10 protein-coding genes are annotated in these 11,340 nt (G+C 68.7%); 6 read left to right on the top strand and 4 right to left on the bottom strand.

Features of this window, described 5'->3' with window-relative positions; translation table 11 throughout:
* Positions 1 to 27: 27 nt before the first annotated feature.
* From katG to sdhC, 3 genes are all read right to left on the bottom strand, one after another.
* Positions 28 to 2,256 (bottom strand): catalase/peroxidase HPI, encoded by a 2,229-nt coding sequence (gene katG / locus ACK4K7_RS00460; protein WP_431863150.1) that lies wholly within the window; start codon positions 2,254 to 2,256, stop codon positions 28 to 30.
* 114 nt (positions 2,257 to 2,370) lie between these two features.
* Positions 2,371 to 2,763, bottom strand: a complete 393-nt coding sequence (sdhD, locus tag ACK4K7_RS00455; RefSeq protein ID WP_431863149.1) for a succinate dehydrogenase, hydrophobic membrane anchor protein — start codon at positions 2,761 to 2,763, stop codon at positions 2,371 to 2,373.
* Positions 2,763 to 3,155 carry a succinate dehydrogenase, cytochrome b556 subunit gene (gene sdhC, locus ACK4K7_RS00450; protein WP_431863148.1) on the bottom strand — a complete coding sequence of 131 codons (393 nt, stop codon included), beginning with the start codon at positions 3,153 to 3,155 and terminating at the stop codon, positions 2,763 to 2,765. The genes sdhD and sdhC overlap by 1 nt, the downstream gene beginning before the upstream one ends.
* Positions 3,156 to 3,325: 170 nt before the next feature.
* Here sdhC and ACK4K7_RS00445 point away from each other — a divergent pair, with 170 nt between their 5' ends.
* From ACK4K7_RS00445 to ACK4K7_RS00420, 6 genes are all read left to right on the top strand, one after another.
* The gene (locus ACK4K7_RS00445) at positions 3,326 to 4,669 is read left to right on the top strand and encodes a methyl-accepting chemotaxis protein (protein WP_431863614.1); all 1,344 of its coding nucleotides are present in this window, start codon (positions 3,326 to 3,328) and stop codon (positions 4,667 to 4,669) included.
* Between the two features lie 191 nt (positions 4,670 to 4,860).
* Complete coding sequence (locus ACK4K7_RS00440; RefSeq protein ID WP_431863146.1) at positions 4,861 to 5,568, top strand: SDR family NAD(P)-dependent oxidoreductase; 708 nt, start codon at positions 4,861 to 4,863, stop codon at positions 5,566 to 5,568.
* Positions 5,569 to 5,586: 18 nt separating this feature from the next.
* Positions 5,587 to 6,507 carry a 50S ribosomal protein L11 methyltransferase gene (locus ACK4K7_RS00435; RefSeq protein ID WP_431863145.1) on the top strand — a complete coding sequence of 307 codons (921 nt, stop codon included), beginning with the start codon at positions 5,587 to 5,589 and terminating at the stop codon, positions 6,505 to 6,507.
* 100 nt (positions 6,508 to 6,607) lie between these two features.
* Positions 6,608 to 8,758, top strand: a complete 2,151-nt coding sequence (locus ACK4K7_RS00430) for a prolyl oligopeptidase family serine peptidase (RefSeq protein WP_431863144.1) — start codon at positions 6,608 to 6,610, stop codon at positions 8,756 to 8,758.
* Positions 8,759 to 8,790: 32 nt separating this feature from the next.
* Positions 8,791 to 9,192, top strand: coding sequence for a hypothetical protein (locus ACK4K7_RS00425; protein ID WP_431863142.1), 402 nt, complete (start codon positions 8,791 to 8,793; stop codon positions 9,190 to 9,192).
* 418 nt (positions 9,193 to 9,610) lie between these two features.
* Positions 9,611 to 10,303 (top strand): DUF1134 domain-containing protein, encoded by a 693-nt coding sequence (locus ACK4K7_RS00420; protein WP_431863141.1) that lies wholly within the window; start codon positions 9,611 to 9,613, stop codon positions 10,301 to 10,303.
* On the opposite strand, the gene pyrC is transcribed toward ACK4K7_RS00420, so the two are convergent.
* A complete protein-coding gene (gene pyrC / locus ACK4K7_RS00415) occupies positions 10,272 to 11,336 on the bottom strand; it encodes a dihydroorotase (protein WP_431863140.1) in 1,065 nt (354 codons plus the stop codon). The genes ACK4K7_RS00420 and pyrC overlap by 32 nt on opposite strands.
* Between the last annotated feature and the right edge of the window lie 4 nt (positions 11,337 to 11,340).

The raw sequence follows: 11,340 nt of genomic DNA, 5'->3' as shown, positions 1-11,340 counted from the left end.
GGTCTGCGGGGCCGCGGCGCCCCGCTTTCAGGCGGCCTCCTCGGGCGCGTGGAGGCGCGGGTCGTCGAGGTCGAAGCGGTCGGCGTTCATCACCTTCGCCCAGGCCGCGACGAAATCGGCCACGAACTTCTCGTGTCCGTCGTCGCTGGCATAGACTTCGGCGATCGCGCGCAGCTGCGAGTTGGACCCGAAGACCAGATCGGTCCGGGTCGCCGTCCAGCGCTGCTCGCCGCTGCCGCGGTCGCTGCCGACGAACACCTCGTCGGCGCTGTCGTCCACCTGCTTCCACGCCGTGCCCATGTCGAGCAGGTTGACGAAGAAGTCGTTGGTGAGCTGGCCCGGCCGGTCGGTGAACACGCCGTGCGTCGATCCGCCATGATTGGCGCCGAGCACCCGCAGGCCGCCGACCAGCACCGTCATTTCCGGCGCGGACAGCTGCATCAGCTGCGCCCGGTCGATCAGCAGCTCCTCGGTCGGGACCGAGAATTCGACCTGCAGATAGTTGCGGAATCCATCGACCCGGGGCTCCAGAACCGCGAAGCCGTCGACGTCGGTCTGCTCCTGGCTGGCGTCGCCCCGGCCGGAGGTGAAGGGCACGCGCACCTCGTGGCCCGCGGCCTTCGCCGCCTGCTCGATGCCGACATTGCCGCCGAGCACGATGAGGTCGGCCATGCTGACATTGCCGCCGGCATCGGAGCGGATGCGTTCATAGACGTCGAGCACCTTCGCCAGCTCCTCCGGCTCGTTCACGTCCCAACCCCGCTGCGGCTCCAGCCGGATGCGCGCGCCGTTGGCGCCGCCGCGTTTGTCGGAGCCGCGATAGGTGGCGGCGGACGCCCAGGCGGTCTTGACCAGCTGGGAGACGGTGAGGCCGCTGTCGGCGATCCGGCGCTTCAGGTCCGCGACCTCGCCGTCGGAGAGCGGCCGGCCGGCGGGGATCGGGTCCTGCCAGATCAGGTCCTCGTCCGGCACCTCGGGTCCCAGGTAGCGGGACCTCGGTCCCATGTCGCGGTGGCACAGCTTGAACCAGGCGCGGGCGAAGGCGTCGGCGAACTGATCGGGATTGCGGTAGAAGCGCTCCGAAATCTCGCGATAGGCGGGGTCCACCTTGAACGCCATGTCGGCGGTGGTCATCATCGTCGGGAGCCGCCGGTCGGGGCTGTGCGCGCCGGGCGCCATGTCCTCCGGCTTCTGGTTCACGGGCTGCCACTGCCAGGCGCCGGCCGGGCTCTTCACCAGCTCGTATTCATATTCCAGCAGCATGCGGAAATAATTGTTGGTCCACTGGATCGGCGTCGGCGTCCAGGCGCCTTCGAGGCCGCTGGTGATGGTGTGGTCGCCCATCCCGCTTTCATGGCTGCTGGTCCAGCCCAGGCCCTGCTGCGCGATGTCCGATCCTTCCGGATCCGCGCCGATCTTGGACGCGTCGCCGGCCCCGTGGCACTTGCCGAAGGTGTGGCCGCCGGCGGTCAGCGCCACCGTCTCCTCGTCGTTCATGCCCATGCGGCCGAACGTCTCGCGGATGTCGCGGGCCGACAAAGCGGGATCCGGCTTGCCGCCGGGGCCTTCCGGATTGACGTAGATGAGGCCCATCTGGATCGCGGCGAGCGGGTTTTCGAGCGCGCGGCCCGATTCCTCGTCGATGCGGGTTTCGCCGACCCATTCCTCCTCGGTGCCCCAGTAGATGTCCTTCTGCGGCTCCCACACGTCGACGCGGCCGCCGCCGAAACCGAACACCGGCCCGCCCATCGATTCGATCGCGACGTTGCCGGCCAGGATCATGAGGTCCGCCCAGCTGAGCTTGCGGCCATATTTGCGCTTGATCGGCCACAGCAGGCGCCGCGCCTTGTCGAGATTGGCATTGTCGGGCCAGCTGCTGAGCGGCGCGAAGCGCTGCCCGCCGGACGAGGCCCCGCCGCGGCCGTCGCCGGTGCGGTAGGTGCCGGCGGAATGCCAGGCCATGCGGATGAAGAAGGGGCCGTAATGGCCGTAATCGGCCGGCCACCAGGGCTGGCTGTCGGTCATCAGCGCGGTGAGGTCGCGCTTCACCGCGTCATAATCGAGCGTCTTGAATTCGTCGGGATAGTTGAAGTCGGGCCCCATCGGATCGGGCGAGGCGGCGCCGTTCTGATGGAGGATGTCGAGGCTCAGCTGGTTCGGCCACCAGTCCCGGTTGGTGCGGCCCAGCAGCGATCTCAGGGCGCGGGGTTCCTTGCCGGGATCGCTCAGGGGGCTTCCGCTCGTCTTCGCATCCATGTCCGACCTCTCCTGTTTGTTGTGAGGTCGGTGTTACACGGACGTGGGCGCGTGGGAAAATCGCTTGTTTGCGTCAAATCCAGCGACGGAATCGATCAAGGCGGCGGGCGCGGCTCAGCTGCCCGCCGCGCCTCCGAAGGCGATGCTCAGCACCGAGAAGATGGCGAGCCCCGCGCCGAACAAAGCCGCGAAGTTCAGCACCGCGATCCAGAACAGCTTGTTGCCGTCGTCATGGACATAATCCTCGATCACCACCTGCAGGCCGAGTTTCAGGTGCCAGAAGGTGGCGGCGACGAGGAGCAGCATCGGCACCGCGACCAGCGGGCCGGACAGCCACAAGGTCAGCATCTCGTGGTCGAGCCGCGGCAGCCGCAGCAGCGACACGATCAGCCACACGAACAGCAGCAGCGTCGCGACCGAGCTCAGCCGCTCGTGCCACCAATGGCGGGTGCCCGACCTGGCGGAGCCGAGGCCGCGGACCCGGCCGAGGGGCGTTTGCATGCGCATCAGAAGATCCCCGCGATGAAGGCCCAGCTGAGGGCGGTGAGGGCGACCGAGCCGACGAGCGTCATCATCGCCCAGAATTTGTTGGTCGAAAGCTCGTAGCCCGCCCCGATGTCGAGGACGAGGTGGCGAAGGCCGGTCAGCGTGTGCTGCCAGAAGGCCCAGGTCAGCCCAACGGCGATCGCGATGCCGGTCCAGTGCGTCGCCCAGAAGACGAAGGTCGCATAGGCGTCCGGCCCCGACGCCAGCGCCACCAGCCACCAGACGAAGGCCGCGGCGCCCACGGTCGCCAGCCCCGCGCCCGTCATGCGGTGCAGGATCGAGACCAGCATGTGCGGACCCCATTTCCAGATGGTGAGGTGCGGCGACATTGGACGGGTGGGATTGCGGTGCATGAAGCTTCGCTCCTGGCGTGGTCGGGGCCGCTTTTAGCCGTGGCGCGGGAGGTTGCAAGGGCGGCGGTCTGGCGGGGCAGGGCGGGGCGCGGGCGGGGCGCGACCTAACATCCTCTTAACCATTGCCGCGTTAGCAGGGGGCGACAAGGCCAGAGCGGGACATGGGGCATATGACGTCGGCATCGGGACACAGCGAAGAAGTGGGGCTGGAGGGGCGGATCGAGCTCTATGGCGACAAGCAGCGCTTCGCCGCGGATTGCCGCGAAATCTGGTCGGTGATCGGCGCCGACAAGAGCGAGGTCGCACGCAGCTTCTGGACGCAATATGCCCGGTCGCCCGAAGTGCGCGACCCGATCGGCGAGGACAAGCTGGACGCGCTCGCCGCCCGCATCGTGCCCTATCTCGATTCGAAATATATGGACCTGCTGAGCCCCGGCTGGGTGCGGACCGCCGGCGACTATGTCGCGGCCGCGGCCGCCGGCGGCGTGTCGCTGACGACCTTGTTCTCCGGCGTGTCGGCAGCCTCGCAGGCGGGACACGACGTCCTGATGCGGCGGCTGGGCGACGATCCGGAGCGGCTGGCGCGGCTCGGCAAGGCGCTGACCCAGGCGACGATCCTCGAGGTGGACGTCTTCGCCGCCCATTTCGACGCGCTGCGCAAGCGCGCCGAGCGCGAGCGGCTGGCGGGCCGCGGCGCCGAGTTCAACAGCGAGATCATGAGCGTCATCGAACGCACCGCCGCCGGTAGCCGCACCGTCCGGACCCAGGCCGCGGAAGCGAGCCAGGCCGCGCGCGGGATGCTCGGCAAGACCAGCGAAGTCGCCGCCGCCGCCCAGCAGTCGGCCGTCGCGATGCGGGAGGCGGCGCAAACCGCCGCCGGCCTCATCATGGCGATCGAAGAGGCGCGCAGCGAGGTCGAGGTGGCGGCGGGCGTCGCCACCCGCGCGGGCGCGCAGGCCTGCGACGCGGTGCAGGTCAGCCAGGCGCTGTCGGGCCATGTCGTCGCGATCGAATCGATCCTCGGCCTCATCCGCGACATCGCCGGCCAGACCAATCTTCTCGCCCTCAACGCCACCATCGAGGCGGCACGCGCGGGCGATGCCGGCCGCGGCTTCGCGGTGGTCGCGCAGGAGGTGAAGAGCCTCGCCAGCCAGACCGCCCGGGCGACCGACGACATCACCGCCAAGATCGCCGCCATCCAGCAGGCCACCAAGCAGACCGTCGACGCCAACGATTCGATCCAGCGCACGGTGGAGGAGGTGCAGGTCAGCGCCGACCGCATCCGCCAGGCGATGGAGATCCAGGCCCAGACGGTGACGATGATCACCGCCGCCGTCGACGAGACCGCGCTCGCCGCCGATTCGATGTCCTCCACCATCGCCGCCATCCGCGCCGACACGGAAAATGTCGCCAGCGAGATCGACGAGGTGGAAAAAGGCTTCGCCGCCGTCGACGAGCAGATGGGCCGCTTCAAGCGCACCGCCGGCGAATTCGTCCGCACCTTCGCCGCCTGAACCTCTCGCTTGCCTCCCGGTCGCCGCAGGCGATGGGGAGGGGGACCATGCGAAGCATGGTGGAGGGGCAATCGGCGTCTTCGCCACTCCACCGCGCTGCGCGCGGTCCCCCTCCTCATGGAGCGTCGCTCCACAGGAAGGATAAGCAGGCAAGAGTTGTTCTCGCTCCCTGGCCCGCCTAAGGCGCGGCGATGACACGAAGGCTCAACATCCTCGCGACCGGCACCAGCCGGGGAATCGGCAGCGCCATCGCGGCCGCATTGTCCGGCCACAATCTGATCGGCCATGGCAGCCGCGCCGCCGACGGGCGGATCGGGGCGGACCTGGCGCAGCCCGGCGCCGCCGCGGCCTTGTGGGAGGAGGCGCTGGACCGGCTCGACGGCCGGATCGACGTCCTCATCAACAATGCCGGCATGTTCGAAGCCTCGCCGATCGAGCAGGACGAGGCCGACTGGGCGGCCGACTGGGAACGCACGATGCGCGTCAACCTCACCGCCGCGGCCGAGCTCTGCCGCCGCGCCGTGCTGCATTTCCAGGAGCAAGGCGGCGGCCGCATCGTCAACGTCGCGAGCCGCGCCGCCTATCGCGGCGATTCGCCGCAGCATTGGCATTATGCCGCCTCCAAGGCCGGCATGATCGGCATGACCAAGACGATCGCGCGCGGCTATGCCGGGCGGAACATCCTCGCTTTCGCGGTCTGCCCCGGCTTCACCATGACCGGCATGGCCGAGGATTATCTGGAAAGCCGCGGCGGATCGAAGCTGCTGGCCGATATCCCGCTCGGCCGGGTCGCCGACGCGGGCGAGGTGGCGGAGACGGTGCGCTGGCTCGCCGTGGACGCGCCGGCCTCCGCGACCGGCGCGGTAATCGACGTCAACGGAGCGAGCTATGTCCGCTGAGTTCCGGGACGCGCGCCGATGACCAGTTGGAAGGTCAGCCTGCCCTGCACCAAGGCCGAGGCCGAGGCGCTGAAGGAGGATTTCACCCCGCTCGCCATGCTGGAGCGGCCGCCGGTGCTGATGACCAGCGAGGCCGATCCCGAGCATCCCGATCGCTGGCGGCTCGACGCCTATTTCGAGGAAGAGCCGAGCCGGCCGGTGCTCCAGCTGCTCCACGACCTCATCCCCAGCGCCGCCGATGCGGAGCCGGCGATCGAGCGGGTGGAGGAAGAGGATTGGGTGACGCTCAGCCAGCAGGGTCTTGAGCCGATCCGCGCCGGCCGCTTCTTCGTCCACACCCCGGCCCACCGCGACGACGTGCCCGAGGGCGCGATCGCGTTCGAGATCGACGCCGGCCGCGCCTTCGGGACCGGCCAGCACGAAACCACCACCGGCTGCCTCCATGCGCTCGACCGGCTGAAGGCGACCGGCGGCAGCTTCCACGACATCCTCGATCTCGGCACCGGCACCGGCCTCCTCGCCTTCGCGGCGATGCGGCTGTGGCCGGCCGCGCGGGCGATCGCCTCCGACATCGATCCGATCTCTATCGAGGTGGCGGCCGAAAATGCCGCCATCAATTCGGTGCGCATCGGCCGGGCGCGCGGCCAGCTCGAGCTCGCCGTCGGCCCAGGCATGGACCATCCGAGGCTGAAGGCGCGGGCGCCCTACGATCTCATCATCGCCAACATCCTGGCCGGCCCGCTGGTCGATCTGGCGCCCGCCGTGTCGGCGGCGCTGGCGCCGGGCGGGCGGCTGATCCTGGCCGGCCTGCTCGACCATCAGGCGAACAGGGTCGCCGTCGCTTATCGTCGCCACGGGCTGATGGCGGCGTTCCGCGTGCTGCGCGGCGACTGGCCGACCTTGGTGATGCGCAAGCGCAAGTCGCTCGGCTGGCGCTGAACGCGGCCCGCTTCACGCCCGGTACAGACCCGATGTTGCAAAGCGGCCGCGCACCGTTAGTCTGCCCCTCTCCTTCGATCCGAAGCGAAAGATCCCCTACATGCGATTTCATGCCGTTCACTTCTTCCTTCCGCTCGCCGCCTGCGCCATGACCCCAAGCCAGCTCCTCGCCGCCGCCTCGCCGGCCGCGATCGCCTATCCGCAGACCGCCCGCGAGAATGTGGTGGAAACCCAATTCGGCATGGAGATCGCCGATCCGTTCCGCTGGCTCGAGAACGACGTGCGCGAGGACCAGAGGGTGCGCGACTGGGTGACGGCGCAGAACCGGGTGACCGACGCCTATCTCGCCACGCTGCCGGCGCGCGAGACCTTCCGCGAGCGGATGCGCCAGCTCTACGATTATGAGCGCTACGGCGTGCCGGTGAAGAAGGGCGGGCGCTATTTCTACATGCGCAACGACGGGCTTCAGAACCAGTCGGTCCTCTACATGCGCGAGGGCCTGACCGGCGAGCCGCGCCTGCTGATCGATCCCAACGGCTGGTCGGCCGACGGCGCGACGGCGCTGTCGCAATGGGCCGCTTCCGACGACGGGCGGCGGATCGTCTACGGCATCCAGGACGGCGGCAGCGACTGGCGCACCGTGCGCGTGCTCGACGTCGACAGCGGCCAGGTGCTCGACGACGAGGTGAAGTGGGTGAAATTCTCCTCGCTCGAATGGGCGAAGGACGGCTCCGGCTTCTTCTATTCCCGCTTTCCCGAGCCGCAGGCGGGGCAGGAATTCCAATCGCTGAACGAGAATCAGGCGGTCTATTTCCACCGGCTCGGCACGCCGCAGAGCGAAGACCGGCTGGTCTTCGCCCGGCCGGAGGCGCCGCGGCTCAGCAATTTCGCGCAGGTGTCGCAGGACGGCCACTGGCTGATCGTCTATTCCTCGGAAGGCACCGACGCCCGCTACGACGTCCACCTCGTCGACCTGCGCAACCCTTCAGCGCAGCCGATCCGCTTCGTCGAGGGGCGCCAGAACGACTGGTCCTATGTCGGCAATGACGGCGACACCTTCTACTGGCGCACCAATGTCGGCGCGCCCCGCCTGAGGATCGTGGCCGCCGACGTCCGCCGCCCGGCGGCCGAGGCGCGCGAGCTGGTCGCGGAGGACGCGGCGACGCTCGACACCGCCTCGATCGTCGGGGACACCTTGATCGCCTCCTATCTGGTCGACGCGAAGACCGAGGTGCGCACCTTCGCGCTCGACGGCCGCCGGCTCGGCACGGTGACGCTTCCGGGCATCGGCACCGCGAGCGGCTTCACCGGCAAGCGCGGCGACAACGAGACCTTCTACGCCTTCACCAGCTTCAACCGGCCGACCGCCATCTACCGCTTCGATGCGGCGAGCGGCGCGACCCAGGCCTGGGCCGAGCCGCGGGTCGCCTTCGATCCCGACGCGTTCACCGTCAGCCAGCGTTTCTACACGTCGAAGGACGGGACGCGGGTGCCGATGTTCCTGGTCCACCGCAAGGATCTGGACCTGTCGAAGCCGCAGCCGACGCTGCTCTACGGCTATGGCGGCTTCAACGTCTCGCTGACGCCGGGCTATTCGCCGACCCGCATCGCCTGGCTGGAGCAAGGCGGCGTCTATGCGCTCGCCAACATCCGCGGCGGCGGGGAATATGGCAAGGCGTGGCATGACGCCGGCCGGCTCCAGAACAAGCAGAACGTGTTCGACGATTTCATCGCGGCGGCCGAATATCTGGTCGCCGAGGGGATCACGTCGCCGCAGCGGCTCGCCATCCAGGGCGGCTCCAACGGCGGCCTGCTGGTCGGCGCGGTGATCAACCAGCGGCCGGACTTGTTCGCCGCCGGCCTGCCCGCCGTCGGCGTGATGGACATGCTGCGCTTCGACCGCTGGACGGCCGGGCGCTACTGGGTGGACGATTACGGCTATCCCGACCGCGAGGCGGATTTCCGCACGCTTCGGGCCTATTCGCCCTATCACAACATCCGCGCCGGCGCCGACTATCCGGCGATCCTGGTGACCACCGCCGACACCGACGACCGGGTCGTGCCGGGCCACAGCTTCAAATATGCGGCGGCGCTTCAGGCGGTGGACCTCGGCGCGCGGCCGCATCTCATCCGGATCGAGACCCGCGCCGGCCATGGATCGGGCAAGCCGACCGACAAGATCATCGAGGAATATGCCGACATGTGGGCCTTCATCGCCCGCTGGACCGGCATGGAGGTGGGCGGCCGCTGAGCGCGGCCGTCCGATAACGACAGGGGGGACTTATGCGACCGAAGGACATCACGCTTTTCGAACGGCTTTATCTCGGCAGTCTGGCGCTCGGCATCATCCACACGGCCGTGACGCGGGACGGGACGCTCTTTGAAGGGGCCGGAACTCTGATTGTCGTTGCGATCGTCGGCGGTGGGTTCGGGCTCAGCCTGCTTCTCGCCCTGCTGGCTTCGCGCAGGCGGAGCAACATCGCCCGCTGGATCATTGTCATATTCTTCGCGATCTCCCTCCCGTTCGCAGTCGTCGAGTTCTTCGCCGCCGGGTTCGCGTTCCCCGGCATCGCCATATTGGTCCAGTGGGGCATCTCGACCGCAGCGATCTACTTCCTGTTCACGCCGCCCGCTCTCGCCTGGTTCCGGGGCGAGGACCGGCCGGCGAGCGAGATTTTCTCCTAGCCCTTCCGGCGCGTCCGCGGGCGCGCCAAATTACGTCCATTTTGAACTTTTTTCCGCTGAGACGCAAAAGAACCTAGTGGATTTACGGTGTTATCGCTATCGCTCTCCTGGTTGGCAGGGAGGATTCGGTGCGATTCTGGTGCCTGTTGGGCTTTCACGAACGATCCAAGGACCACGCTCGCTTCGACGGGGTGTACACCCTCAGCCAATGCCGCTTCTGCGGGCGCCCGATGCGGCGGCTGCGGAGCGGCAAGTGGGTTCTGCTCCGGCGCGCCTGAGCGCCGCGCCTGTCGCGCGCGACCGTCTCCTCGATTCGTTTCGCCGCGCTATCGACTCGGGTCGCCGCCCGTTCATTGCGGGGACATGCGCCGAGGGGCTACTCTCGGAACGCGGGCAGTTTTGCGGGGGAGTACCACCCATGTCGACATCGTTCATCCTGAAGCTGGCGGCGGCCGCCGGCCTCGCCGTCGCGGCCGCGAGCCCTGCTTTGGCGCAGAGCGCGGACGAATGGACGCCGGTCGACAGCGGCGGCGCCCGGGAGGCGCCGCAAGACGAATACAGCCCCATCCAGTCCTGGCAGCCGCCCGCGGCCGAGGCGCCGCCCGCCGCCGCCCAGGCGCCCGCGGGATCGACGGTTCCGCAGAAGGACATCTTCACCGCCGCCGAGAATCTGTTCGGTCGCGGCGCCGAGGGCCTTGCCGGCCTGATCGAGCGTATCCTCAAGGATCAGGGCGAGCCGATTGCCTATATCTCCGGCCAGGAAGCGGGCGGCGCCTTCGTGTTCGGCGTCCGCTACGGATCGGGCGTGATGCGCCACCAGATCGAGGGCGAACGCCCCGTCTACTGGACCGGCCCCTCGCTCGGTTTCGATTTCGGCGCGGACGCCAAGAAGGTGTTCGTGCTGGTCTACAACCTCTACGACGCGCAGGAGCTGTTCAAGCGCTACCCCGGAGCCGAGGGCAACGCTTATGTGCTGGGCGGCTTCACCGCGTCCTACATGCGCCGCGGCGACGTGGTGCTGATCCCGATCCGGATGGGCGTCGGCCTGCGGCTCGGCGTCAATGCCGGCTATATGCGCTTCAGCGAGAACAACCGCTGGGTTCCGTTCTGAGCTTCCAGCGGAGCGTCTCGCCGGCGTGGAAGGGGACGAGCGTCGTCCCCGCCGCCGGCAGGCTCGCTTCCACCTCCACCTCCGCCCGCTCCAGCGTCACCCAACCCTCGTTCAGCGGCAGGCCGTAGAAACGCGGCCCGTTCTCGGACGCGAAGGCTTCGAAGCGGTCCAGCGCGCCTTCTTCGTCGAACACGGCGGCATAGCTTTCCAGCGCATAAGGCGCGTTGAAGATGCCGGCGCAGCCGCACGCCGATTCCTTCGCCTCGCGGGCATGCGGCGCGCTGTCGGTGCCCAGGAAGAATTTGGGCGAGCCCGACGTCGCCGCGCGGCGCACCGCCAGCCGGTGCCGCTCGCGCTTGGCGACCGGCAGGCAGTAGAAATGCGGCCGCATGCCGCCGACCAGCATCGCGTTGCGGTTGATGACGAGATGCTGGGGCGTCACCGTGGCGGCGACGTTCGGTCCCGCCGCCGCGACGAAGTCCGCCGCGTCGGCGGTGGTGATATGTTCGAACACGGTTTTCAGCGCCGGGAAGTCGCGCAGCAGCGGCGCGAAGATGCGTTCGATGAACACCGCCTCCCGGTCGAATATGTCGACATCGGCGTCGGTCACCTCGCCATGGATGAGAAGCGGCATGCCGATCCGCTCCATCCGCTCCAGCACGCGGCGGATGTTGCATATGTCGGTGACGCCGTGGGCGGAATTGGTGGTGGCGTGGGCGGGATAGAGCTTGCAGGCGGCGAACACGCCCGCCTCGAAGCCGCGCGCGATCTCGTCCGGATCGGCGTCGTCGGTCAGGTAGCAGGTCATCAGCGGCGTGAAGTCCGCGCCGGCCGGAAGGGCGGCGAGGATGCGCGCGCGATAGGCTTCGGCCGCGGCCACGGTCACGACCGGCGGGGTGAGGTTCGGCATGACGATCGCGCGGGCGAACTGCCGCGCCGTGTAGCGCGCCACCGCCGCCAGCATCTCGCCGTCGCGCAGGTGGACGTGCCAGTCGTCGGGCCGTCGGATCGTCAGGCTCTGCGGGTCGGTCATGCGC

The sequence above is a fragment of the Allosphingosinicella sp. genome, from assembly GCF_046295735.1.
Taxonomy (GTDB): domain Bacteria; phylum Pseudomonadota; class Alphaproteobacteria; order Sphingomonadales; family Sphingomonadaceae; genus Allosphingosinicella.
This window is presented reverse-complemented; position numbering and strand designations above follow the sequence as displayed.

Coding starts and splice junctions, on each gene's coding strand:
- katG (WP_431863150.1), bottom strand. CDS start 2,256: ATGGATGCGAAGACGAGCGGAAGCCCCCTGAGCGATCCCGGCAAGGAA.
- sdhD (WP_431863149.1), bottom strand. CDS start 2,763: ATGCGCATGCAAACGCCCCTCGGCCGGGTCCGCGGCCTCGGCTCCGCC.
- sdhC (WP_431863148.1), bottom strand. CDS start 3,155: ATGCACCGCAATCCCACCCGTCCAATGTCGCCGCACCTCACCATCTGG.
- ACK4K7_RS00445 (WP_431863614.1), top strand. CDS start 3,326: ATGACGTCGGCATCGGGACACAGCGAAGAAGTGGGGCTGGAGGGGCGG.
- ACK4K7_RS00440 (WP_431863146.1), top strand. CDS start 4,861: ATGACACGAAGGCTCAACATCCTCGCGACCGGCACCAGCCGGGGAATC.
- ACK4K7_RS00435 (WP_431863145.1), top strand. CDS start 5,587: ATGACCAGTTGGAAGGTCAGCCTGCCCTGCACCAAGGCCGAGGCCGAG.
- ACK4K7_RS00430 (WP_431863144.1), top strand. CDS start 6,608: ATGCGATTTCATGCCGTTCACTTCTTCCTTCCGCTCGCCGCCTGCGCC.
- ACK4K7_RS00425 (WP_431863142.1), top strand. CDS start 8,791: ATGCGACCGAAGGACATCACGCTTTTCGAACGGCTTTATCTCGGCAGT.
- ACK4K7_RS00420 (WP_431863141.1), top strand. CDS start 9,611: ATGTCGACATCGTTCATCCTGAAGCTGGCGGCGGCCGCCGGCCTCGCC.
- pyrC (WP_431863140.1), bottom strand. CDS start 11,336: ATGACCGACCCGCAGAGCCTGACGATCCGACGGCCCGACGACTGGCAC.